This window comes from Shinella sp. GW835-FHT14H05 (assembly GCF_058793575.1).
This window is the reverse complement of record NZ_JBXAFY010000009.1, coordinates 205,665-226,366: the sequence shown is the minus strand read 5'-3', so window position 1 is coordinate 226,366 and position 20,702 is coordinate 205,665. Positions and strand designations below refer to the sequence as shown.

28 protein-coding genes and 2 tRNA genes are annotated in these 20,702 nt (G+C 61.8%); 13 read left to right on the top strand and 17 right to left on the bottom strand.

The window, feature by feature from the left end:
- Window positions 1-95: 95 nt before the first annotated feature.
- The gene (locus AC1Q6Z_RS24620; protein WP_256115904.1) at window positions 96-311 is read right to left on the bottom strand and encodes a hypothetical protein; all 216 of its coding nucleotides are present in this window, start codon (window positions 309-311) and stop codon (window positions 96-98) included.
- 498 nt (window positions 312-809) lie between these two features.
- Here AC1Q6Z_RS24620 and AC1Q6Z_RS24615 point away from each other — a divergent pair, with 498 nt between their 5' ends.
- The gene (locus tag AC1Q6Z_RS24615; RefSeq protein WP_492649623.1) at window positions 810-1,199 is read left to right on the top strand and encodes a UCP019853 family protein; all 390 of its coding nucleotides are present in this window, start codon (window positions 810-812) and stop codon (window positions 1,197-1,199) included.
- A 155-nt stretch (window positions 1,200-1,354) separates the two neighbouring features.
- Here the strand turns inward: AC1Q6Z_RS24615 and AC1Q6Z_RS24610 are convergent.
- A tRNA-Ser gene (locus tag AC1Q6Z_RS24610) sits at window positions 1,355-1,444 on the bottom strand.
- A 76-nt stretch (window positions 1,445-1,520) separates the two neighbouring features.
- The gene (locus AC1Q6Z_RS24605; protein ID WP_492649622.1) at window positions 1,521-1,814 is read right to left on the bottom strand and encodes a hypothetical protein; all 294 of its coding nucleotides are present in this window, start codon (window positions 1,812-1,814) and stop codon (window positions 1,521-1,523) included.
- On the opposite strand from AC1Q6Z_RS24605, the gene AC1Q6Z_RS24600 reads away from it, so the two are divergent.
- From AC1Q6Z_RS24600 to AC1Q6Z_RS24580, 5 genes are all read left to right on the top strand, one after another.
- On the top strand, window positions 1,813-2,025 hold the full coding sequence (locus AC1Q6Z_RS24600; RefSeq protein WP_256115902.1) for a hypothetical protein: 213 nt from the start codon (window positions 1,813-1,815) through the stop codon (window positions 2,023-2,025). The two genes, AC1Q6Z_RS24605 and AC1Q6Z_RS24600, sit on opposite strands and share 2 nt — an antisense overlap.
- 200 nt (window positions 2,026-2,225) lie before the next feature.
- Window positions 2,226-2,750 (top strand): DUF992 domain-containing protein, encoded by a 525-nt coding sequence (locus AC1Q6Z_RS24595; RefSeq protein WP_256115900.1) that lies wholly within the window; start codon window positions 2,226-2,228, stop codon window positions 2,748-2,750.
- Window positions 2,751-2,836: 86 nt separating this feature from the next.
- Window positions 2,837-3,100 (top strand): hypothetical protein, encoded by a 264-nt coding sequence (locus AC1Q6Z_RS24590; RefSeq protein ID WP_492649621.1) that lies wholly within the window; start codon window positions 2,837-2,839, stop codon window positions 3,098-3,100.
- 26 nt (window positions 3,101-3,126) lie between these two features.
- Window positions 3,127-3,474 (top strand): hypothetical protein, encoded by a 348-nt coding sequence (locus AC1Q6Z_RS24585; RefSeq protein WP_439630935.1) that lies wholly within the window; start codon window positions 3,127-3,129, stop codon window positions 3,472-3,474.
- A 93-nt stretch (window positions 3,475-3,567) separates the two neighbouring features.
- The gene (locus AC1Q6Z_RS24580; protein WP_492649620.1) at window positions 3,568-5,361 is read left to right on the top strand and encodes a cation:proton antiporter domain-containing protein; all 1,794 of its coding nucleotides are present in this window, start codon (window positions 3,568-3,570) and stop codon (window positions 5,359-5,361) included.
- Between the two features lie 45 nt (window positions 5,362-5,406).
- On the opposite strand, the gene AC1Q6Z_RS24575 is transcribed toward AC1Q6Z_RS24580, so the two are convergent.
- The 7 genes from AC1Q6Z_RS24575 to pcsA form a co-directional block, all read right to left on the bottom strand.
- Window positions 5,407-6,114: a FadR/GntR family transcriptional regulator gene (locus tag AC1Q6Z_RS24575; protein WP_256116185.1), complete on the bottom strand. Its 708-nt coding sequence runs from the start codon at window positions 6,112-6,114 to the stop codon at window positions 5,407-5,409.
- Window positions 6,115-6,314: 200 nt separating this feature from the next.
- Window positions 6,315-7,385 (bottom strand): BMP family ABC transporter substrate-binding protein, encoded by a 1,071-nt coding sequence (locus tag AC1Q6Z_RS24570; protein WP_439630939.1) that lies wholly within the window; start codon window positions 7,383-7,385, stop codon window positions 6,315-6,317.
- A 42-nt stretch (window positions 7,386-7,427) separates the two neighbouring features.
- A complete protein-coding gene (locus AC1Q6Z_RS24565; protein ID WP_492649619.1) occupies window positions 7,428-8,348 on the bottom strand; it encodes an ABC transporter permease in 921 nt (306 codons plus the stop codon).
- Entirely contained in the window at window positions 8,348-9,442 is a 1,095-nt protein-coding gene (locus AC1Q6Z_RS24560; RefSeq protein WP_492649618.1) for an ABC transporter permease, read from the bottom strand. The genes AC1Q6Z_RS24565 and AC1Q6Z_RS24560 overlap by 1 nt, the downstream gene beginning before the upstream one ends.
- Entirely contained in the window at window positions 9,432-11,006 is a 1,575-nt protein-coding gene (locus AC1Q6Z_RS24555; RefSeq protein WP_492649617.1) for an ABC transporter ATP-binding protein, read from the bottom strand. Before AC1Q6Z_RS24555 ends, AC1Q6Z_RS24560 begins: the two co-directional genes overlap by 11 nt.
- Before the next feature lie 50 nt (window positions 11,007-11,056).
- On the bottom strand, window positions 11,057-12,028 hold the full coding sequence (locus AC1Q6Z_RS24550) for a quinone oxidoreductase family protein (RefSeq protein ID WP_492649616.1): 972 nt from the start codon (window positions 12,026-12,028) through the stop codon (window positions 11,057-11,059).
- Between the two features lie 21 nt (window positions 12,029-12,049).
- Window positions 12,050-12,772: a phosphatidylcholine synthase gene (gene pcsA / locus AC1Q6Z_RS24545; protein ID WP_256115890.1), complete on the bottom strand. Its 723-nt coding sequence runs from the start codon at window positions 12,770-12,772 to the stop codon at window positions 12,050-12,052.
- Between the two features lie 249 nt (window positions 12,773-13,021).
- On the opposite strand from pcsA, the gene AC1Q6Z_RS24540 reads away from it, so the two are divergent.
- Entirely contained in the window at window positions 13,022-14,218 is a 1,197-nt protein-coding gene (locus tag AC1Q6Z_RS24540) for a UbiH/UbiF family hydroxylase (RefSeq protein WP_492649615.1), read from the top strand.
- On the opposite strand, the gene AC1Q6Z_RS24535 is transcribed toward AC1Q6Z_RS24540, so the two are convergent.
- A complete protein-coding gene (locus tag AC1Q6Z_RS24535) occupies window positions 14,186-15,148 on the bottom strand; it encodes an AEC family transporter (protein WP_439630951.1) in 963 nt (320 codons plus the stop codon). The two genes, AC1Q6Z_RS24540 and AC1Q6Z_RS24535, sit on opposite strands and share 33 nt — an antisense overlap.
- A 42-nt stretch (window positions 15,149-15,190) precedes the next feature.
- Complete coding sequence (locus AC1Q6Z_RS24530) at window positions 15,191-15,940, bottom strand: cytochrome c biogenesis CcdA family protein (protein ID WP_492649614.1); 750 nt, start codon at window positions 15,938-15,940, stop codon at window positions 15,191-15,193.
- Window positions 15,941-16,172: 232 nt separating this feature from the next.
- On the opposite strand from AC1Q6Z_RS24530, the gene AC1Q6Z_RS24525 reads away from it, so the two are divergent.
- Window positions 16,173-16,248 (top strand) — tRNA-Lys (locus tag AC1Q6Z_RS24525).
- A 163-nt stretch (window positions 16,249-16,411) separates the two neighbouring features.
- Here the strand turns inward: AC1Q6Z_RS24525 and AC1Q6Z_RS24520 are convergent.
- Complete coding sequence (locus AC1Q6Z_RS24520) at window positions 16,412-16,606, bottom strand: DUF2934 domain-containing protein (protein ID WP_492649613.1); 195 nt, start codon at window positions 16,604-16,606, stop codon at window positions 16,412-16,414.
- A 195-nt stretch (window positions 16,607-16,801) separates the two neighbouring features.
- Here AC1Q6Z_RS24520 and AC1Q6Z_RS24515 point away from each other — a divergent pair, with 195 nt between their 5' ends.
- A complete protein-coding gene (locus AC1Q6Z_RS24515; protein WP_492649612.1) occupies window positions 16,802-16,987 on the top strand; it encodes a hypothetical protein in 186 nt (61 codons plus the stop codon).
- Window positions 16,988-17,025: 38 nt separating this feature from the next.
- Here the strand turns inward: AC1Q6Z_RS24515 and AC1Q6Z_RS24510 are convergent, their stop codons facing one another.
- From AC1Q6Z_RS24510 to AC1Q6Z_RS24500, 3 genes are all read right to left on the bottom strand, one after another.
- On the bottom strand, window positions 17,026-17,229 hold the full coding sequence (locus AC1Q6Z_RS24510) for a CsbD family protein (protein WP_256116072.1): 204 nt from the start codon (window positions 17,227-17,229) through the stop codon (window positions 17,026-17,028).
- 65 nt (window positions 17,230-17,294) lie between these two features.
- A complete protein-coding gene (locus AC1Q6Z_RS24505) occupies window positions 17,295-17,567 on the bottom strand; it encodes a helix-turn-helix domain-containing protein (RefSeq protein ID WP_492649611.1) in 273 nt (90 codons plus the stop codon).
- Complete coding sequence (locus AC1Q6Z_RS24500; RefSeq protein ID WP_492649610.1) at window positions 17,564-17,806, bottom strand: transcriptional regulator; 243 nt, start codon at window positions 17,804-17,806, stop codon at window positions 17,564-17,566. Before AC1Q6Z_RS24500 ends, AC1Q6Z_RS24505 begins: the two co-directional genes overlap by 4 nt.
- 87 nt (window positions 17,807-17,893) lie before the next feature.
- Between AC1Q6Z_RS24500 and AC1Q6Z_RS24495 the strand changes: the two genes are divergently transcribed.
- From AC1Q6Z_RS24495 to AC1Q6Z_RS24485, 3 genes are all read left to right on the top strand, one after another.
- Window positions 17,894-18,211, top strand: a complete 318-nt coding sequence (locus AC1Q6Z_RS24495; protein WP_492649609.1) for a hypothetical protein — start codon at window positions 17,894-17,896, stop codon at window positions 18,209-18,211.
- Window positions 18,212-18,546: 335 nt separating this feature from the next.
- Entirely contained in the window at window positions 18,547-19,041 is a 495-nt protein-coding gene (locus tag AC1Q6Z_RS24490) for a ferritin-like domain-containing protein (protein ID WP_256116202.1), read from the top strand.
- A 147-nt stretch (window positions 19,042-19,188) separates the two neighbouring features.
- The gene (locus AC1Q6Z_RS24485; RefSeq protein ID WP_256116075.1) at window positions 19,189-19,491 is read left to right on the top strand and encodes a DUF982 domain-containing protein; all 303 of its coding nucleotides are present in this window, start codon (window positions 19,189-19,191) and stop codon (window positions 19,489-19,491) included.
- Between the two features lie 43 nt (window positions 19,492-19,534).
- On the opposite strand, the gene AC1Q6Z_RS24480 is transcribed toward AC1Q6Z_RS24485, so the two are convergent.
- Entirely contained in the window at window positions 19,535-19,744 is a 210-nt protein-coding gene (locus AC1Q6Z_RS24480) for a hypothetical protein (RefSeq protein WP_492649608.1), read from the bottom strand.
- Between the two features lie 274 nt (window positions 19,745-20,018).
- On the opposite strand from AC1Q6Z_RS24480, the gene AC1Q6Z_RS24475 reads away from it, so the two are divergent.
- The gene (locus AC1Q6Z_RS24475) at window positions 20,019-20,390 is read left to right on the top strand and encodes a hypothetical protein (RefSeq protein WP_256116077.1); all 372 of its coding nucleotides are present in this window, start codon (window positions 20,019-20,021) and stop codon (window positions 20,388-20,390) included.
- Window positions 20,391-20,702 lie beyond the last annotated feature (312 nt).

The following is a 20,702-nucleotide window of genomic DNA, read 5'->3' as shown; positions in this document are numbered from 1 at the left end:
CCCACCGCCAGCTTCGATGAATTATGGTTTCCATATGGTTAAAACGCCCGCGTTGCTGTCCGCGAGCTTCGGCCACATCGGCGCGGTTCAAAACTTCAGGATGTCTGGATATGCAGCACGTCGAAGAGCTGTTCGGGATCGCGCACGCCGTGTCGGTACAGCGTGATGATCGAGCGCGCCAGCGATCGCTCCCGCGCCTCGTCGAGCCCGGGGCTCTTGGCTGCCGTCAACCGGGTGAAAACACCTTTCAGGATATCGAGATCCTGCGGTTCAAACATGCCGATATGCGTGGGGTCTCGAAGCACGTCCATCGCTGCCTCCCCTTATCTCGCATCCAGCCGACAAATCGCTTTGGGCTGCACGGGAATTCTAGGATGACAATGCGTCAGCAACAAGTCGGGAAAAGTAGCAGGGTAATGGCGGAAGAGGTGTCCGATTGTTTTCGTAAGTTTTTGAAAATGGCGACGGTCTTTATCTTCGCGTGCGGTCCGGTGGCTCTAAGCAGTGGTTCTTTATGGCAGCATGCTTTCTGAAGACCTTGTCGAACTGAAAGAGCTTTATGATGCTGCCACCTGAGGAAGAGCCTCACGGTCTAACTTGCCTTGGGGCTTTTTCGCTGATGAGTAACCTGGGGCGGTGTTGCACAAGGCCAGCCTTGGTACTACCGAACATTTCGTGATGGCCAATCCAAAGCATGGGACATGATGGCACGTCGAAGTCAATCTGAACCCCTTATAGTCCGATACGGAAGCCGAATGGAGGCTCTTGGGCCAGAAGCGACCAAACCAATTGATCACAGGGGGTGCATAATGTCAGACGAAGCAATAATGGACGCGGAACTGCTGCGTATTGATCCGAGCATCGAAGAGTCAGTGACCGTGAGAATTGGCCAAATCACGATCAAGGCCTTTGCAAGTGTGTGCCCATATGAGTTGCAAATCGGACATATTTATCCCGTCAGACTGTACATGGTCTCTTTTGATCATATGCCTTTCCGTGAGGTGAGTGAGGAGACCGGAGAGACGATTGTGAAGATTAACGATGCTTGGGGATATACTGTAACTGGGAGGCTGGGCAAGTCGGAACTGTCTTCAGGACATTTGAAACTGCTCGATGACGGGCACTTGGTTGATATGGAATATCTACGCGGATGCAAACTTGAGTTCACCGTGGACAGGCTGGATATCTGGTTCCTATAATTGCGTATTATTGCCTTTGAGTGAGACGGTTTTCGCGATCAGCAGTTCGTGAAAGCTGGCACTCACGTACGATTTTAGGGCGACTCGACTAGCTTGATATATGGTGATACGGAAATCAAAAAATAATCGTATAAGTATCTGATTTTATTGACAATTGGCGGAAGAGGTGGGATTCGAACCCACGGTAGACTCTCGCCTACGCCGGTTTTCAAGACCGGTTCCTTAAACCACTCGGACACTCTTCCCTGTCGATGAAGGGTGCTCTTTTCCCGGTTTTTGGAAAAGTCGCAACACCGGGTTTCGGGCCGGTTTGCCGCCCCTTCAGGCGATGCGGCTTTTTAGCAGTTTTGCCTGTCTCGTCAATGCCGGATGACGACCCTTGATTTGAACACAATGCCCCCCTATATCACCGTCATCGGCCTTGCTGATGAGCGCTGGAAAGCTTCTGCCGCTCGCGATGGCCGCATCACCTGATGCTTTTGACCACGGATGTACTGGCACGGGTGAACAGGTGATGATGAGGAAGGTCGGTGCGGTTTCGCCCCGGCCTTTTTTATTGCCGGAACAATCGGGCGGCGGGAACTGTTCTGGTCCGTCACCAAGGAGGCTGGCCATGGAACAGACATCCACCGCAAAACTCGCCGCAGACTATCTCCGCCTCGGCGGCCGCCGGCTCGCGAAGATCGACGACAACCATGTCAGCACGCGGCAGTGGAAACACGAGACGCGCGCGGCAGAGGCCTATTGGAACGCGCATATCGCGCCGCTCGATGAGAAGCGCCGGGACGAAGTGATTACCCATCTGCCGACGATCAACGAGGTGTGAGCGCGCCGAATGCGCGCTCGCTGCCCCATATGTTGTTGAAATGCCTCAGCCGGCGGGCGCTGGCCACATGCGTGCGCACTATTTGTTAGCAAAAAGTTACTTGCCCACACTCCGCCACGATCTTCACCATGAGATGCGGCTGCGACCGGAACCAAAGCACCGGATTCGCCATTATCGTGCCAGTTAGAAGGAGTGCACAGATGAACAAGAAGCTTGGAACAGTCCTCGCGCTGAGCCTTGCGCAGGCTCTCGCAACCACGGCTGGCGCGGCGGACATGGTTATCCGCGAGGAAGCACCCGTCTCCGTCGACCGCGGCGATCGCGATGGCGTCAAGATCGGCATGCTGACCTGCGATGTCGGCGGCGGCGTCGGTTACGTGCTCGGTTCGGCGAAGTCCGTTGATTGCGTCTTCTCGTCGACCCGCGGCGAGCATGACACCTATTCCGGCGTCATCCGCAAGATGGGCGTCGACCTCGGTTTCACCACGCAGGGCCGCATCGTCTGGGCGGTCTTCGCACCGACGGCCGGCTACCACCAGGGTTCGCTCGGCGGCCTCTACCAGGGCGCCACGGCGGAAGCCACGCTCGGCTTCGGCGTCGGCACCAACCTCCTGGTCGGCGGCACCTCCGGCTCGATCCACCTGCAGACGATCAGCGTCAGCGGCCAGATCGGCCTGAACCTTGCCGCCACCGGCACGTCGGTGACGCTCACGCCGCAGGGCTGAGACACGAAACGGGCGGCTTCGGCCGCCCTTTTCCATCTGGATGCGCGGCGGCGATCTGCTAGATTTCGAGGCAGAAGGAGATCATCATGGTCCGGATAGTCCTCGCCTGTCTCGCCGCCCTTTCGCTTGCCGCCTGCACCGCGGGTTATTCCGGCGGCGTCGAGCCCATTCGCGGCAGCATCACCTATAACGGCCAGCCGCGCACGAAACTCACCAAGGCACCGATCGGCAGCACGTTCGAACACACGTTCAATGACCAATATGGTCGCCCGGTCGTCGAAACCTATCGCATCCAGCCGGATCGTTCGTTACTTCTCATCCACCGCTATGTGCGAATCGAGTATTTCTGACGCGACGACGGCAACGGAGACGGACCATGCTGGAAAGCACCGACATCGAACTGGAAGACGAACGGCTGAAGCAGCTCGACATCCTGGCCGAAGAGCGCGCCATGACGCCGACGGAACTGCTGGCGCATTACACCTCCGGCTCCTTCGGCTTCCATGAGGCGGTGCACACCACCTCGATCGTGCTCGATCTCGTCGATGACCAACTGCTCCACCACCCTGCCATTGCCGGCAATACGGAATGGTTCCGCCTTGCGGCGCGCGCCAGCGAATCGCTGTTCAACCTCTACCAGGCGATGGGAGCGGCCCAACTCGCAACCAAAGCGGCGGATGAGGGCATGCGGCCGGAAGAGCTGAACGCGAGCAACGACGACTGAAGCGTCGCGTTCTTTCCGATTCGCGTCTTGCGCGGGGCAGCGGGCCGCCCTACCCTATCCTCTTGAATTCCCACGGAATCAGGATAGACGCGCTTGCCCCATGCGACACCGCTGATCGCCACGCTGGTTGCCGGTATCTGCCTCGCCTTCCTCGCGGGGCTGGTCGCCCACCGTTTTCGCCTGCCCCCGATAGCCGGCTACCTTTTGGCCGGCGTGGTTATAGGTCCCTTCACGCCGGGCTTCGTCGCCGATCAGAAACTGGCAAACGAACTGGCGGAAATCGGCGTCATCCTGCTGATGTTCGGTGTGGGCCTGCATTTTTCACTGAAGGACCTTCTATCGGTGCGGGCGATCGCCATTCCGGGCGCGCTCGGCCAGATCGTCGTCGCGACCTTCTTCGGCCTGCTTTTGGCGCTTGCGATGGGGTGGTCCGCAGGCAGCGGTTTCGTCTTCGGCCTGTCGCTCTCCGTCGCCAGTACCGTCGTGCTGCTGCGCGCGCTGCAGGAGCGCCGCATGGTGGAGACGGAAAAGGGGCGCATCGCGGTCGGCTGGCTGATCGTCGAGGACCTCGTCATGGTGCTGACGCTCGTGTTGCTGCCGCCGCTTGCCGGCGTGCTGGGCGGCACGGCGCAGACCGCGGATGTCGATCCGGACCTGACGCGGGCGCTGGGCATCGGCGCGGTCTGGACGGCGGTCGGGGTCACGGCGCTGAAGGTCTCGGCCTTCATCGCACTAATGCTGGTCGTCGGCCGCAAGGTCATTCCGATGATCCTGCATTACGTGGCGCATACCGGCTCGCGCGAGTTGTTCCGGCTTTCGGTTCTGGCCATTGCGCTCGGCGTCGCCTATGGCTCTGCAAAACTCTTCGGCGTGTCCTTTGCGCTCGGCGCCTTCTTTGCCGGCATGGTGCTGGCGGAATCGCAGCTCAGCCAGCAGGCCGCGCGCGAAACGCTGCCGCTTCGCGATGCCTTCGCGGTGCTGTTCTTCGTCTCCGTCGGCATGCTGTTCGACCCGGTCAACCTCGTCGAGCGGCCGCTGGCGATCCTTGCGACCTTCGTCACCATCGTTTTCATCAAGTCGGCGGCTGCCTACCTCATCGTCAAGGCCTTCGGTTATCCGCGCACGATCGCGCTCACCATTGCCGCGAGCCTGGCGCAGATCGGTGAATTCTCCTTCATTCTCGTCGTGCTCGGCGTCGGCCTGGACCTGTTGCCGGCCGTGGCGCAGGACCTCGTTGTCGCGGGCGCGCTGTTCTCCATCCTCGTCAACCCGCTGCTCTTCATGGCGGTCGACCATTACGGCGCAAAACTGGATGCCGCAGAGGAGACGGAGGGCGGTGAGGATGCGGCCGCACAGCCGGAGGAACCGGACGAAGACGAGCCGGAGCCGACGACGCTCAGCGACCACGCGGTGGTGGTGGGCTACGGTGGCGTCGGCAGGCGCATCGTCGAGCGGCTGCGCGGGGCCGGCATTCCGCTCATCGTCATCGAAGAGCGGGCGGGCGTTGCCGAAGCGCTGCGCGAACAGGGCATCGAGGCGATCGGCGAGCCGGCGGGCAATCGCGGTGTGCTGGCGCAGGCGAATATCGCGGGCGCGCGCTGGTTCGTAGCCGCCATTCCGGACGCCTTTGCGGCCGGCACGCTCATCGAGCAGGCGCGTTCTGCGAATGGCGCACTCGCCATCGTGGCGCGCGCGGCCTCCCAGGCGGAGGCGGACCATCTGCGGCAATTCGGCGCCAATCACGTCATCATTGCGAAAGACGAGCTTGCCGCCGCCATGTCCGAGCAGTTGCTTGCCTTGGAGGCAACGAGAAAACCGTCTGAAGAGGCGGACACGCAGGGCGAACTGAATCTGGCTGCACCGTCTCAGGGCGAAGCATCGGCATAGCTGTCGGAAGACGCTCCCCTGCTAAGGGCGTATACCTGAACCCCGCTATCTTTCTTCACGCAGCGCCTCGACGACGCGCTCCCGGCCGACCTTGATGACGTTCTCCATGGCGCGTCGGGCGCCACCCTCATCCCGCTTGTCGATCTCCTCGACGATGCGGATATGGCTGGTTGAGACGTCAGCGATCTGGCCGCGGTCGGCCGCGGGCGAGGAGAGCTTGAAGGCACCGACGAGCCCGGCTTCGATGAGGCTGCCGAGCGTGCGCAGGAAGGGATTGCGCGAGGCTTCGAGCACCGAGAGGTGGAATTTCAGGTCCGCTATGGCGAGCGTTTCCGCCGTGTGCTCCGGATCGCCCATGGCGACGGCAAGGCGCATCATCTGGCTGATATCGGCCTCGGAGGCATGGCGCGCCGCAAGGGCCGCCGCATGCGGTTCGAAAGCCAGGCGCACTTCGGAGAGATGCAGCAGAAAATCCTCGTTGACACCGACGGCGAAATACCAAGTGAGGATATCGCTGTCGAAGAGGTTCCACTGGGTGTTCGGCGTCACCCGCGTGCCGATGCGCGCGCGCGGCACGACGAGGCCCTTGGCCGCGAGCGTCTTCATCGCCTCGCGCAGGACCGTGCGGGACACCTTGAAGCGGGCGGCGAGATCGGCATCGCCGGGCAAAGTCGCGCCGACCGGATACTCGCCGGCGATGATGGCTCTTCCGAGCTCGTTGACGACCTGCGCGTGGCTGGTGCGCGTGTTCATCCCGCTGATCACGGTCTCAAGCAAACCCCTGCGCAAGTATGTCCCCTCCTGCGCCCCAAAACACCCATTTTGTTCCGGGGCAGTCTGGCAGGTATAAAGTGCGTCGCCGATTCCGCAAAGTCTGTTCGCGTCATCCCGCTTTCACAATGAAAAAAGGCGCCTCTTGCGAGGCGCCCCTGTATCGTCGTGGGTCGGAGCCCTTACTTCGGCAGCTGGTCGTCGACGCCGGCGATGTAGAAGTTCATGCCGAGCAGTGTGCCGTCGTCTGAGACGGCGCCGTCAGCCAGCCAATCCGAGCCGTCCTGCTTCTTGATCGGGCCAGTGAAGGGGTGCAGTTCGCCGGAGCGGATCTTGGCTTCTGCCTCTTCCGCAAGCTTCTTCACGTCGTCCGGCATGTTGGTGTAGGGCGCCATGGTGAGGATGCCGTCCTTCAGGCCGTCCCAGACCTGCTCCGACTTCCAGGTGCCGTCGAGAACGGCCTTGGTGCGCTTGATGTAGTAGGCGCCCCAGGTGTCGACGATGGCGGTCAGCTGCGTTTCCGGGCCGGCCTTGATCATGTCGGATGCCTGGCCGAAGGCCTTGATGCCGCGTTCGGCGGCAACCTGCATCGGCGCGGTCGTGTCGGTGTGCTGCGTCAGGATGTCGACGCCCTGGTCGATCAGCGCCTTGGCGGCGTCGGCTTCCTTGCCGGGGTCGAACCAGGTGTTGGCCCAGATGACCTTGACCTTGAAGTCCGGGTTGATCGACTGCGCGCCGTGCACGAAGGAATTGATGCCCATCACGACTTCCGGGATCGGGAAGGAGGCGATGTAGCCGGCAACACCCTTCTGGGACATCTTCGCGGCGATCAGGCCCTGGATGTAACGGCCTTCATAGAAGCGCGAATTGTAGGTCGCGACGTTCGGGCCGGACTTGAAGCCGGTCGCATGTTCGAACTTCACGTCCGGGAATTTTTCGGCAACCTTGACGGTCGCGTCCATGAAGCCGAAGGACGTGGTGAAGACCAGCGCGCAGCCGGAACGGGCCATGCGCTCGATGGCGCGCTCGGCATCCGGGCCTTCCGGCACGTTTTCCAGGAACGGCGTTTCGATCTTGTCGCCGAATTCGGCCTGGAGGGCCTGGCGGCCGATGTCATGTGCCTGCGTCCAGCCGCCGTCGGTCTTGGAGCCGACATAGATGAAGCAGATCTTTGTGGCGTCCTGGGCGTTGGCGGCTGCGGCAAAGCCGAGAACAGCGGTCGAGGTGGCGAGAGCGAGAATGATTTTCTTCATTTTATCCTCTGTGGTTAGAAGTGGTTGCTTTTTCTTGTTTTCCTATCGATCGGGCACGAAGGGCTTGCCGAGCGAGGCGGGCGTGTTGATCAGCGTGGTGCGCCGATTGTGCGATATCAGGACGAGCACGATCACCGTGGCGGCATAGGGAAGCGCCGACAGAAACTGCGAGGGAATGCCGATGCCGAACGCCTGGGCGTGTAGCTGGCTGATCGAGACCGCGCCGAAAAGATAGCCGCCCGCAAGCAGCCGCCAGGGCCGCCACGAGGCGAAGACGACGAGCGCCAGCGCAATCCAGCCGCGCCCGGCCGACATGTTCTCCACCCATTGCGGCGTATAGACGAGCGAGAGCTGCGCACCGGCAAGCCCGGCACAGGCGCCGCCGAACATCACCGCGAGATAGCGCGTGCGGATGACATGGATGCCGAGCGCATGCGCCGAGCCATGGCTGTCGCCGATGGCGCGCAGCTTCAGGCCGGCGCGGCTCTTGAACAGGAACCAGTTGACGCCGATGACCAGCGCGATCGACAGGTAGAAGATCAGGTCCTGCTTGAAGAGTAGCGGCCCCAGGAACGGAATATCGGCGAGCAGCGGGATGACGATCGGTTGCAGCTTGATGCCCGACATGCCGACATAGGGCTCGCCGATCTGGCCGGAAACGCCGAGGCCGAGAATGGTAAGCGCAAGGCCGGTCGCCACCTGGTTGGCGACGAGCGTCAAGGTCAGGAAGCCGAAGAGCAGCGAGAACACCGCGCCGCAGGCAATGCCGGCGAGAATGCCGATATAGGGCGAGCCGGTGGCCTGCGTGGCGGCAAAGGCGAGCACGGCGCCCATCACCATCATGCCCTCGACGCCGAGATTGAGCACGCCCGACCGCTCGGTGACGAGTTCGCCGAGGGAAGCCAGCACCAGCGGTGTTGCGGCGGTGATGACGGTCAAGAGGATCGCTTCGATGATACCCATCAGTGCGCGCTCCCTTCCGTGGTCTGGCCGAACCGCGAGAAGACCAGCCGGATCTTGTACTGGATCAGCGTATCGCAGGAGAGCACGAAGAACAGCAGCAGCCCCTGGAAGACGCGCGTGACCTTGTCGGAGACGCTGAGCGTCAACTGCACCGCCTCGCCCCCCACATAGGTCAGCGCCAGGAACAGGCCGGCGGCGATGATGCCGAGCGGATTGAGGCGGCCGAGGAAGGCGACGATGATGGCGGTAAAGCCATAGCCGGGCGAAATGATCGGCTGGAGCTTGCCGATGGTGCCGCTGACCTCCGAAATGCCGGCAAGCCCGGCAAGCGCGCCGGAAAGCAGCATCGAGAACCATATCATACGCTTAGACGAGAAGCCGGCAAAGCGCCCTGCCCGCTCCGACTGGCCGAGCACGGTGATCTCGAAGCCTTTCAGCGTGTAGCGCATCATGATCCACAGCCCGACGGCGGCGATGATGGCGAAGGCGAAGCCGAGATTGGCGCGGCCCGAGGAGATGAGTTCGGGGAGGATGGCCTCCGGCACGAAATCGCGCGTCACCGGGAAGTTATAGGCATCGGGGCTGCGCCATGGCCCGCGCACCAGCCAGTCGAGGAAGAGCTGGGCGATATAGACCAGCATCAGGCTCGTCAGGATCTCGTTGGTGTTCATATGCGCCTTGAGGAAGGCGGGAATGGCGGCATAGAGCGCGCCGCCGATCATGCCGAAAATCAGCATCAGCGGCAGGACAAGTGACGAGTGCCAGTCGTGGAAGACAACCGGCACGATGGCGCCCGCAATGGCACCGGCGATGAACTGCCCCTCGGCGCCGATGTTCCAATTGTTCGAGCGGTAGCACACCGAGAGCCCGGCGCCGATCAGGATCAGGGGTGCCGCCTTGATGGCGATCTCGTGCAGCGACCAGATGTCGAGCAGCGGCTCGATAAAGAAGGAGTAGAGTGCCGCGACCGGGCTCTTGCCGATGAGCGCGAACATGATGCCGCCGGCTACGACCGTCAGCGCCAGCGCCAAGAATGGCGACAGGATGGAGAAGAGCGTCGAGGGACTGGCGCGCTTTTCAAGTTCAATGCGCATGGGCCACCTCGCCGCCTTCCGTCTTGCCGTACATGCCGCCCATCAGCAGACCGATCTTTTCGCGGGTCAGGTCATGAGCCGGGTAAACATCCGACAGCCGCCCTTCGCTGACGACGGCGATTTCCGTTGCCACTTCAAAAATCTCGTCGAGATCCTGGCTGATCACCAGCACCGCCGAGCCCGATTTCGCGAGATCCACGAGCGCCTGGCGGATGCGGCTCGCCGCTCCGGCGTCCACGCCCCAGGTCGGCTGGTTGACGATCAGCACGGCCGGCTGGCGGTCCAGTTCGCGTCCGACAATGTACTTTTGCAGGTTGCCGCCGGAAAGCGAACCGGCCGCCGGGTCCTCGCCGCTCTTGCGCACGTCCATCGTCTCGGAAATGCGCTTGGAGGCGATGCGCACGACAGCGTGCTTGATAATGCCGAGAACACCGCCGGCAAGGAAGGTTTTCCGGTCCGACTGGTTGCGCGCCAGCACGAGATTGTCCGACAGCGGCAAAGCCGGCACCGCGGCGTGGCCATGGCGTTCCTCCGGCACGAAACCCGCACCCATCAGGCGCCGCGCCGTGATGCCGAGATTGCCGGCCGCCTTGCCGCGGATGGTGACGGCGGAGGCTTCTGCCACCGGATATTCGCCGGAGAGCGCATCGAAAAGCTCGCCCTGGCCATTGCCGGCAACGCCGGCGATCGCCAGAACCTCGCCGCCGCGCACCTTGAGACAGACATTCTTCAGCGTAACGGCAAAGGGTGTGCGCGCCGGAACACTCAGATGACTGGCTTCGAGCAGCACCTCGCCCTTGGTGTTGGTGCCGGCGGCCGTCACCGAGGCAACGTCGCTGCCGACCATCATCCGGGCAAGCGAGGCCGGCGTTTCCTGGCGCGGATCGCAGGCGCCGGTCACCTTGCCGTGGCGCAGCACGGTCGCGCGGTCGCAGATGCGCTGCACCTCTTCCAGCCGGTGGCTGATATAGAGCACCGAGCGGCCCTCGGCCTTGAGCTTGGCGAGCGTCTCGAACAGCCGGTCGGCCTCCTGCGGCGTCAGCACCGAGGTCGGCTCGTCGAGGATGATGAGCTCCGGGTTCTGCAACAGCGCGCGCACGATCTCGATGCGCTGGCGTTCGCCCACCGAAAGGTCCGCGACATGGGCCTTCGGATCGAGTGGCAGGCCGTAGAGATGCGACAGGCGCGAGGCCTCTTCCGCGACCTTTGAGAGCGAAATGCCGGGGCTCAGCGACAGGGCGATGTTTTCGGCGACCGTCAGCGCCTCGAACAGCGAAAAATGCTGGAAAACCATGCCGATGCCGAGGCGGCGTGCAGCGCCGGGGCTCGGGATGCGCACAGGCTCGCCCTTCCACAGGATCTGCCCGCTGGTCGGCGAAAGCACGCCGAAGAGCATTTTCACGAGGGTGGATTTTCCGGCGCCGTTCTCGCCCAGCAGGGCGTGGATTTCGCCGGGCCGGATATCGAGATCGATGCCGTTGCATGCGGCAAACGAACCAAAAAGTTTCGTCAGGCTGCGGACAGCCAGCAACGGGCTGCCCTCGGACGCTCCAACGGCTGACACTCTGCCCCTCTTTCCTGCGGTCTCAGCCCTTGCCGCCCATTCGGGTCGTGTCAGGGAATGAGCAACGTCGTTCCACTCGTTTTTCTTGCTTCCAGATCCGTGTGCGCCCGTCCTGCCTCGGACAACGGATAAGTCTGATTAATATTGATACGCACTTTGTTGCTTTGCACAATATCAAAGAGCGAGTTTGCACATGCATCGAGCGCATCGCGCGTCGGGATGTAGGCGAAGAGCGTCGGCCGCGTCGTGTAGAGCGAGCCCTTTTGCGACAGCAGGCCGAGGTTGAAGGCATCGACCGGGCCGGAGGAATTGCCGAAGCTGACGAACAGGCCGCGCGGCTTCAGGCAGTCCAGTGATTGCGGGAACGTGTCCTTGCCGACGGAATCGTAGACGACATCGACGCCTGCCCCACCGGTCAGTTCGCGCACCCGCGCGACGAAGTCTTCCTTGCCGTAATCGATGACGTGGTCATAGCCATGCGCCAGCGCGAGGTCGATCTTCGCCTGCGAGCCGGCCGTGCCGATCACCGTGGCGCCGAGCGCCTTCGCCCACTGGCCGGCAATGAGGCCGACGCCGCCCGCGGCCGCATGGAACAGCAGCACGGTGCCTGGCTTCACCTGGTAGGTCTGGAGCAGCAGATACTGCGCCGTCATGCCCTTCAGCATCATTGCGGCTGCCGTTTCGAGCGAAATGCCTTCCGGCACCTTCACCAGATGTCTGGTCGCGACATTGCGTTCCACCGCATAGGCGCCATCCGCCGAGGCATAGGCGACGCGGTCGCCGATGGCGAAATCCGTGACGCCGTCACCGAGCGCCGTGATCGTGCCGGCGCCTTCCTTGCCGGGGACGAAGGGCAGCTCGGTCTTGTAGAGGCCGGTGCGGAAATAGACGTCGATGAAGTTGAGGCCGATGGCGGCCTGCTTGATCTGCACCTCGCCGGGGCCGGGTGCGGCAAGCGGCACATCCTCCAGCTTCAGGACTTCCGGTCCGCCGAGACTGCGGATGACAATCGCCTTGGTCATGCTGGTTCTCCCGAGAGTTGGCTACCGCCCGAGGCTGGGAAAGGCCTGCAGGACGGCGCCGATGACATAGAGATAGAGCCCCGTCGCCACGACACCCCAGACCACCCAGGCCGGCGTGTCGAAATGCAGCAGAAGCGCGTAGCCGCTGAGCAGCGCCCACAGGAAGAAGACGCCGAGATTGATCGCCCTCAGCCGCTCGACGCGCACGGGATGCAGGAAATTGATCGGCATGAAGGTGAGGAAGACGGAAACGAAGACGATGATCGATGCCGTCAGTTCGCTCGCCTGGATGACGAAGAGCGTGAACACCACCATGTTCCAGACGACGGGAAAGCCGGAGAAGAAATATTCGTCCGTCTTCATGCCCATGTCGGCATAATAGATGGCGCTGGAGACGACAATGGCGCCGGCCGCCACGAAGGACCACGGTTCGCCGATCATGCCACTCTGGTAGAGCGCAAAGGCCGGCAGCAGCACGTAGGTCACGTAGTCGATGACATTGTCCAGCGTGTCGCCGGACCAGTTCGGCAGCACTTCCTTGACCCGCACTTTTCGCGCGATCGGCCCGTCGATGCCGTCGACGACGAGCGCCAAGCCGAGCCACCAGAACATGTCGACGAAACGGTGTTCGGCTGCCGCCACGACGCCGAGAAAGGCCAGGAACGACCCGGATGCCGTCAGGATATGGACGGAAAAGGCACGGATTTCCGCGTAGGGCACGCGCTTGTAGTTGAAAAACTTCATCGCCTTTGGCTGTCCATCCCTTGAGGGGCTTTCATCGGCCGCGGTTTGCCGAACACGCCCTCTTACGCGGTCACTGCCGGTAATATGCATTGATTGCCCGGCATCGCCAGTGAAAATCGGCTGCCTGCCGGGCGGTTCCGGCGCCTGCGCCGATTCATCCCATGGAAATTGCCTCTTTGCGGGCCTAGTCTTCCCGCAGTAGAAGCAGCCAAACCTGTGGGTAACGCTTCGCTGTCTGAGAGGTCGGTCATGAAGGAATTCGATATCGCGATCGTCGGCGCCGGCCTTGCCGGCAACCTCGCGGCATTGGCGCTCGCCGATTCGGGGCGCAGCGTCGCGCTGATCGCCCCGCCGACGCGCGCCGCCGATGGCCGAACGACCGCGCTGATGGACCAGTCCATCGCCTTCCTGAAGGCACTCGGCCTGTGGGACGAGATCGCGCGCCATGCCGCGGCCCTCGAAACTATGCAGATCCTCGACGGCACGACGCGGCTCCTGCGCGCGCCGCCGGTCGCCTTCCGCTCCACCGAGGTCGGCCTTCCCGCCTTCGGCTACAACATCCCAAATGCGCCTTTCCTCGACGTGCTGAACACGCAAATCGCCGCCCGCGAGAATATCGTCCGGCTGGAAAGCGGGGTGACGGCGGCCACCGCCTTCGAGCACGGCGTCGAACTCGTGCTCGACGATGGCGAACATGTCACGGCACGCCTCGTCGTCGGCGCAGACGGCAAGAAATCGAAGATCCGCGACAGCGCCGGCATCGCCGTCAGCGCCTGGTCCTATCCCCAGGCCGCCCTCGTGCTCAATTTTGCGCATGAACGGCCGCACGGCAATGTCTCGACGGAGTTCCACACGGAAAGCGGCCCCTTCACACAGGTCCCCCTTCCCGGCCGCCGCTCCAGCCTCGTCTGGGTCCTGCCGCCGAAGGAAGCGGCGCGGCTGCGCGAACTCCCCGCCGCCGATCTTGGCCGCGCCGTGGAGGAGCGCATGCAATCCATGCTCGGCAAGGTCACCGTCGAGGGCACGCCGCAGAGTTTTCCGCTCTCCGGCATGACGGCCCGGCATTTCGGCAAGGGGCGTTTCGTGCTGGTGGGCGAAGCCGCCCACGCCTTCCCGCCGATCGGCGCCCAGGGCCTCAATCTCAGCCTGCGCGACATCATGGCGCTGAAGGACCTCATCCAGGAGGGCGATGGCGGCATCGGCGAGCGTTTCGATCGCAAGCGACAGGCGGACATCCGCACGCGCACCATGAGTGTCGACCTGCTCAACCGCTCGCTGCTGTCCGATTTCCTGCCCGTGCAGTTCCTGCGCTCGGCGGGCCTGCACCTGCTTTCGGCACTCGGGCCGCTGCGCAGCATCGTCATGCGCGAAGGCATCGAGCCCGGCGGCTCACTCAAGGCATTTCGCGACGGTTTACGGGAACGGGTCGCCCGCAAGCAGGCCTGACTTGATCAGGTAAAGCAGGATGGTCACCGTCGCGACGGACAGCACCGTCGTGATCAGAATCGTCGCGGAAGCCCGCTCCTGCCACACGCCATATTGCTGGCCGATGACGAAGACATTCGTCGCTGTCGGAAGTGCGGCGAGAAGGACCGCCGTGAACACCCAGACCGGATCGAAATTACCGGCAAGGCCGAGCACGAAATACATGGTGACCGGCAGCAGCAGGAGTTTTGCCGGCACGATATAGCCGATCTCCATCGGCACGCGTTTCAAGGGCCGCAGCGCCAGCGTGACGCCCATGGCGAACAGCGCGCAAGGGGCCGCGGCCTGCGCCAGGTAGTCGATCAGCCGTTGCAGCGGCGCCGGCGGCTCGAAGCCGGCAAAGGCCGCGACAAAGCCCGCGGCCGTGGCGATGATGAAGGGATGCGTGACGATCTTGTGCACGATGCCGCCGGCAATCTGGATCGCCGGCCGCTTTTCCCCGCCGGCCAGCGCCATCAGCGCCGGCGCGACCATGAAGTGCAGCATGTTCTCGAAGCAGAAGACCAGCGCCACCGGCACCGCCGCCGGCTCCCCGAAGGCCAGCAGCGCCAGCCCCGGCCCCATATAGCCGATATTGCCATAGGCGGCCGCCAGCCCCTGGATCGTCGCCTCGCCGATCGTCGCGCGCCGCAGCCAGAGCCCGACGGCGAAGACGAGGCCGAAGATCAGGTATGTCGCGCTGATATTGGCGACGATGAAATCGACGCGGGTCAGCTGCTCGATCGGCGTCTTGGCCACCAGCTTGAAGAACAGCGCCGGCAGCGCGATGTAGATGATGAAGGTGTTGAGCCAGCCGAGCGCCTCGACCGGCTGCCGGGTGATCTTCGCGACCACATAACCCAGCAGGATCATGCCGAAGAACGGCAGGACCAGTCCGATGATGTCAGCCATGCGCCGTCGTCTATTCCCGCTTGCCGAGGATGATGTTTCGACCTAGCCGATTTGCGAGAGAATGGGAAACGTTTGCTGGAACCAGATGGCGACCGCGCTGATATAGCCGAAGATGAAGGCAAGGCCGGTGAGGATGAGCAGCACGCCCATCGCCTTTTCGACCGTGCCGAGATGGCGACGGAAGCGAACGAGGAAGCGCATGAAGGCGCCGGAAAAACCGGCCGCGATCCAGAACGGCACCGCAAGCCCCAGCGAATAGACCGCCAGCAGCGCCGCCCCGTCGCCAACCGTCTCGCGCGCCGCCGCCACGCCGAGGATCGCCCCCAGCACCGGCCCGATGCACGGCGTCCAGCCGAACGCGAAGGCGAGCCCCATGATATAAGCGCCCGACGCCGTCGCCGGCTTGCCGCCGCCCTGGAACCGTGCCTCGCGGGCAAAAAGCCCGATGCGCAGCAGCCCGAGGAAATGCAGCCCCATCAATATGATGATGACGCCACCGATCTGCGCGAGAATGTCGAGATGCCGCCGCAGCACCATGCCGATCGTCGAGGCGCCAGCCCCAAGTGCCACGAAAACCGTCGCAAACCCGAGCGTGAAACAGAACGCCGCCAACAGCACCGCGCCGCGCGTATCCCGCTGCACCGCCACCGCATCGTTGCCTCGGAACTGCTCGACCGAAATGCCCGCCATGTAACAGAGATAGGGCGGCACGAGCGGCAGTACGCAGGGCGACAGAAACGAGAGCGCCCCGGCCAGGAGTGCGCTCAACAGGGAAATATCGGCGATCGACAAGGGCTACTCCGCGACGGCAAGCCGGAACCGGCCGAGCCCACCAACATGGCCTCGCCCGCTCCCGCATTTGCGCCTTCTGATATCCCCCGTGCCCCCCTCCTGCCAATCACCTTTTGGAGAACGCGGCGAAATGCAGCAAAACCTGTTTTTCGCCGCATTTTCCGGGTTGACCCGGCAAACCCTCCTGCATATGTTCCGCGCACTTCCGCGGGGCTCCATTTGCACCGCCTGGGAGCGCGTAGCTCAGCCGGTAGAGCAACTGACTTTTAATCAGTAGGTCCAGGGTTCGAATCCCTGCGCGCTCACCACCGAGGTCTCAATAAAATCAACGCTGTAGACTAGGTAATTCAACGTAATTCTTGCGCGCATTTACCGCCGTTTACCTCGGTTTTGCGAGAATTTACGGCACATGATTGGCACATGGCACACGGAAAGCCGCCCTTCACTTTCGAGTCAGTCGGCTGCGCAGACTCAACGCCTCCGTTTTGCCGTCGTCAGATCTTTGTCATTGGCCTGATCTCTCCGCGCTGCTGCCGCGGCCTCCTCTTTCTGAATCTCGCGCTCAGCCTGCAGCCAATGGCCGAGCGTCCGGCCATCGAGTGAACCTTCCTGCTGCCACAGTTCAAAAGCCCTCGCCTTGATGCGCTGTTCTCGTTCGTCGCTCATGGGCTTCACCGAAGGCCGAAGAATGACAGAACGGCGAGGACAACAACGACTAGGCCGACGAGATAAATGATGTTGTTCATGATCGCTCTCCTACGTTTGATCGATGGCTTTCGAAACGCTGCCAAACCAAAGTTGTTCCCTTGCGGAACCCAGCCGCCTCTGCGCCGTTTCCTTTCCCCCACAGGAGGACGTGCAATGGCAATCGAGAACGCACCGACGGATAAGGGCAAGGAAGGCGCGAGGGGCCTCCATAAGTCCACACGGGCCGAAGAGCGCAAGGTTGAAGCCGAGAAGGGCTCAGATCTGGCCAAGGGCGCGGATCGCTTCGAGGAGCGCTCTAAGAGCTCAGACGGCAAGAGCGCTGGCGACAAGCAGCGCTAAGAGGAAAGGCCCGCTTTTTAGGCGGGCCTTTTTATGAACTACCAAGTCTGGCGGCCGTACCAATCGTCGACGTCTTTCGTGGCCTGATCCTTCGCGTAGCCGTAGCGCTCCTGGATCTTGCCTTCCAGCTGGTCGCGCTTGCCGTCAATGACGTCCAGATCGTCGTCAGTGAGCTTGCCCCACTGCTCTTTGATCTTGCCCTTGACCTGCTTCCAATTACCTTCAACACGGTTCCAGTCCATCGTGGTCTCCTTCATTAGGACGTTGATGGAAAAAGAATGCGTGAGGGACGATTTTGATCCTTCGGCTAGCTCGGGTTAGGCGTCTTATCGTCGCCGTGAACAAGGTGATGCAGAGTCAGCCCGGTATTCCACGAGATCCTGGCCACCATGAACATGGTGGGATTCGCCTTGCCCTCCAGGATCGAAATATACGAAGGCGCTGTGATGCCGCACAGCTTCGCGAACTCCACCTTGTTGAGCCCGCGACGGACCTGCTCTCGCTCCATTACAGCCGCCATGTTCCGCACGACCAAGCGCGCGAGTTCGGTCTCAAGGCGTTCTCTTTTCGCCGCGGTCATTCCTGCCGATCCCGAAGGCGAACGCCACCTTCGATAAATTCGATGCCGGCCGACTCGAGGGCCGCTATGACCGCTGCGACGTTGTTGCGCATGCCAGGCATCGCGCCTTTAGCAGCCTCCATGCGCCGCAATGTCGGTGCAGAAATTTTTGCCAAGTCAGCTAGGTCCACTTGTCCCAAGTCCAGCAGCACGCGGGCCGCAGCGATCTGCTTGCCCGAGATGTGATTAAATTCGCTCACAATGATAAAAAGCGCTTGACGCGTCCCCAGTTAATGGTAATTGTTATCGCATTGAGCGAAACTAATCAAGAGGAAGGACCACCAGCAATGGCCACCACCACGCACGACTCTCTTACGGATAGAAGGCTCGAACCGCGCCGGCTGTTGCCGAGAAGACCTATCGCAGATCTTCCCGACGACCGGTCCGATCCAAGGCTCGCTTATCTAGAATGGCTGGCCATGGAAGCAAGAATGCTCCGTATCGAACTTTACGGTGACGACTTCGGCGACAGAGAATTCACGCCCTGCAATACTTTCGCAAAGACCTTCCACTTTCCGCCCGGCGTTGATTGGCGCGATGTTCCGAAGCCATCAACGCGGGCCGCGAAGGTTCTGGCGGCCGCGGGGGTAAAAGTAGCAGCATAAGTTTCCAATCCGCCGAGAGACGGATGGCGGGTGTCGCCGCGGCGCTTGAACCGTCGCCGGCGGCACCCACCAGTTGAGCCGACCCGGCCCCGCATGTCCCGGTAGGCCTTGCCGCTGCGCGCCCGAGGGGGCTTTGTCGCGCGGCCTTTTTCTTACCAGGAGGCCGCCGCCCACCGAGCGCTGGCATATGAAGACCGTCCGCCTTCACTGGCGGGCGGCTTTTACGTTTCATTTTCCAGGATTGCCTGCCGGACGTCTTGGCCGCCTCATCGCCGGAACAAATTCGCGGCCTTTTCATTCTTGATGCTCTAATTCACAGAAAAGGGAGCACCCCCATGAAAACGCTTGCCGACATTTTCGAGCACACACTGCAGGACGTCTATTACGCTGAAAACGCTATCACGAAGGCGTTGCCGAAGGTGGCAAAGGCTGCGAAGAGCGCCGAGCTCAAAAAAGCGGCCGAGGCGCATCTTGCGGAAACAAAGGAGCAGATCAAGAAGCTGGAGCAGGTCTTCCAGTCGATCGGCAAGAAGGCTTCCGGTGAGAAGTGCGACGCCATCGAGGGGCTAATCAAAGAAGCCGATGGCCTGATGAAAGAGGCGGAAGGCATCGCGCTCGATGCCGGCCTGCTCGCTGCCTGCCAGGCTGTGGAGCACTATGAGATCGCACGTTACGGTTCGCTCCGCGAATGGGCCAAGGACCTCGGCCACGACGAAGCGCACAAGCTTCTAAGCGAGATCCTTGACCAGGAGAAAGCGACCAACAACAAGCTGACGAACCTCGCCGTCACGTCGATAAACAAGACGTCGGCCGCCAAGAAGGCTGCGTAGTCGCTTCTTGCCGGCACCGGACTTTAATAGCCGCTCGCCCCATCAAGGCGGGCGGTTTTTCTGTTTTTCGCACGATGAAATCTTGAATCGCGAAAACTCCAAATCCATATCGGAGGCGCCAGATTCGCATTTGAAAGGAGGATTCCGATGCTGGCTGAGATTTACTTCGCTACCCCACTTTATGTGCGCTTTTCCAATGGCACTGCCCGCACTTTCCACGGCGTCCACGATGCGCTCGACTTTCTCGAAAACGAATGGCCACTACGCAACGGAGAGCGCTATAAGCGCGCTTGCGAAAGGTGCCGCGCCGCGCTGCAGTTCCGCACGCCTGCCCACGTGGCGCGCGAGGCGTTTGTTGCTGCATGCTTGGAGGCCGGGATGCCTGTTGAGGGGCTCCCGCCCGTCTGGCACCGCTCCGGGCCGTCTGCGCCACCAGCTATGAGCGCCTAACCGTGTTGCCGTCCGCCTCCACTCGAGGCGGCCGGCTTTTCAATTAATGACCCAACGCAATCTGGCATCGGTCGAGCAGGTTATCGCCATCGACCGGGTTTTCCTGATAGACTCGGAGCACAAAAAGAGCCAAATCCTCACGTTCCCGCGCTTCGAGGCGGTCAGTTGCAAGGTGACCAACAACTTCAGCGATTACTTTGACTTCGTCAGGCTGGAAAATGCCTTCACGAGACAGTTTATCTGGAAGATCCACCGGGCCCTCCTCCTGTGTCGGGGCGAAAGGGGTGACCTCCCTGCCGGTGACGCCCTATACAACTGCCACCGATGAGGGAAGTATGCTCCCCGAATATGACATTGACAAGTCGTGCAGGCCCCGAGCATGCTACCGGAACCTTTCCGCCTATTCGTGGTTTGACACTTGCACCAGTCGCCAACTGAGTGCTTCCCCCCAAACTACGGGCGCCGACCTCCCAGTGGCGCCTTTTTTTTGCTTAGCGCCGGCAGCGGTGTTCCTATACGCTGGCTAAATGACTGAGAGCATCGGCAACATCCTGAACGTGGTTTCTATCGAGGGCGGTCTCCGCCTGGAAATCGCAAGCCCGAGTGGTGAACTGCTGTCGGTAAACTTGGTGGGAGATGGAGCGCGCGACGCGTTGATCTCGATGTATTCCTGCCTTGAAGATCCTGAAGCCGCTGGGCTTGACGCACTCGATCAGCAGCCTGCGGTATTCTTATTGGATCCCCAGGTCTCTGGAAAGCTCGATGAGGCATCCCGCCTTCACCTGGCATTTAAGGGCAAGGGCTTACCGCCGTTCAGGGTTGCCCTTGATCGTCGCCGGATGGCGGCAATGCTGTCCAGCTTGCTAAACAACATAGTCAGCCCGAAAAAATCTCACTAGGCTCAGAAACTTGTCGGGAAGGCATTCTTCGGCTTCAATGGTTGAAAACGGAACCCTGAGCGTGAACAAACCTGACATGGCAGTAGAGCGCGACAAGCGCATAGTCGCCCTCCGCGACCAGGGTTGGACATTCAATGACATTTCCCGTGATCTGGGAATCTCCGTTGGATACGTAAACATCCTCTACTATCAAAACTGCGCGAAACCTGGAGACGAGGACGTTCCGGATGTAATGTCGGTGACGACCGCCCGAGAGGTAAGGGCGCTGCTGGGCGTCTGGCCATCGCCGGCGACGGCGGAAATCGTATCTTC

Excerpts from the sequence above, each read along its gene's own strand:
- AC1Q6Z_RS24620 (WP_256115904.1), bottom strand. The coding sequence starts at position 311 with ATGGACGTGCTTCGAGACCCCACGCATATCGGCATGTTTGAACCGCAG.
- AC1Q6Z_RS24615 (WP_492649623.1), top strand. The coding sequence starts at position 810 with ATGTCAGACGAAGCAATAATGGACGCGGAACTGCTGCGTATTGATCCG.
- AC1Q6Z_RS24600 (WP_256115902.1), top strand. The coding sequence starts at position 1,813 with ATGGAACAGACATCCACCGCAAAACTCGCCGCAGACTATCTCCGCCTC.
- AC1Q6Z_RS24605 (WP_492649622.1), bottom strand. The coding sequence starts at position 1,814 with ATGGCCAGCCTCCTTGGTGACGGACCAGAACAGTTCCCGCCGCCCGAT.
- AC1Q6Z_RS24595 (WP_256115900.1), top strand. The coding sequence starts at position 2,226 with ATGAACAAGAAGCTTGGAACAGTCCTCGCGCTGAGCCTTGCGCAGGCT.
- AC1Q6Z_RS24590 (WP_492649621.1), top strand. The coding sequence starts at position 2,837 with ATGGTCCGGATAGTCCTCGCCTGTCTCGCCGCCCTTTCGCTTGCCGCC.
- AC1Q6Z_RS24585 (WP_439630935.1), top strand. The coding sequence starts at position 3,127 with ATGCTGGAAAGCACCGACATCGAACTGGAAGACGAACGGCTGAAGCAG.
- AC1Q6Z_RS24575 (WP_256116185.1), bottom strand. The coding sequence starts at position 6,114 with ATGAACACGCGCACCAGCCACGCGCAGGTCGTCAACGAGCTCGGAAGA.
- AC1Q6Z_RS24570 (WP_439630939.1), bottom strand. The coding sequence starts at position 7,385 with ATGAAGAAAATCATTCTCGCTCTCGCCACCTCGACCGCTGTTCTCGGC.
- AC1Q6Z_RS24565 (WP_492649619.1), bottom strand. The coding sequence starts at position 8,348 with ATGGGTATCATCGAAGCGATCCTCTTGACCGTCATCACCGCCGCAACA.
- AC1Q6Z_RS24560 (WP_492649618.1), bottom strand. The coding sequence starts at position 9,442 with ATGCGCATTGAACTTGAAAAGCGCGCCAGTCCCTCGACGCTCTTCTCC.
- AC1Q6Z_RS24550 (WP_492649616.1), bottom strand. The coding sequence starts at position 12,028 with ATGACCAAGGCGATTGTCATCCGCAGTCTCGGCGGACCGGAAGTCCTG.
- pcsA (WP_256115890.1), bottom strand. The coding sequence starts at position 12,772 with ATGAAGTTTTTCAACTACAAGCGCGTGCCCTACGCGGAAATCCGTGCC.
- AC1Q6Z_RS24540 (WP_492649615.1), top strand. The coding sequence starts at position 13,022 with ATGAAGGAATTCGATATCGCGATCGTCGGCGCCGGCCTTGCCGGCAAC.
- AC1Q6Z_RS24535 (WP_439630951.1), bottom strand. The coding sequence starts at position 15,148 with ATGGCTGACATCATCGGACTGGTCCTGCCGTTCTTCGGCATGATCCTG.
- AC1Q6Z_RS24520 (WP_492649613.1), bottom strand. The coding sequence starts at position 16,606 with ATGAGCGACGAACGAGAACAGCGCATCAAGGCGAGGGCTTTTGAACTG.
- AC1Q6Z_RS24515 (WP_492649612.1), top strand. The coding sequence starts at position 16,802 with ATGGCAATCGAGAACGCACCGACGGATAAGGGCAAGGAAGGCGCGAGG.
- AC1Q6Z_RS24510 (WP_256116072.1), bottom strand. The coding sequence starts at position 17,229 with ATGGACTGGAACCGTGTTGAAGGTAATTGGAAGCAGGTCAAGGGCAAG.
- AC1Q6Z_RS24505 (WP_492649611.1), bottom strand. The coding sequence starts at position 17,567 with ATGACCGCGGCGAAAAGAGAACGCCTTGAGACCGAACTCGCGCGCTTG.
- AC1Q6Z_RS24495 (WP_492649609.1), top strand. The coding sequence starts at position 17,894 with ATGGCCACCACCACGCACGACTCTCTTACGGATAGAAGGCTCGAACCG.
- AC1Q6Z_RS24490 (WP_256116202.1), top strand. The coding sequence starts at position 18,547 with ATGAAAACGCTTGCCGACATTTTCGAGCACACACTGCAGGACGTCTAT.
- AC1Q6Z_RS24485 (WP_256116075.1), top strand. The coding sequence starts at position 19,189 with ATGCTGGCTGAGATTTACTTCGCTACCCCACTTTATGTGCGCTTTTCC.
- AC1Q6Z_RS24475 (WP_256116077.1), top strand. The coding sequence starts at position 20,019 with ATGACTGAGAGCATCGGCAACATCCTGAACGTGGTTTCTATCGAGGGC.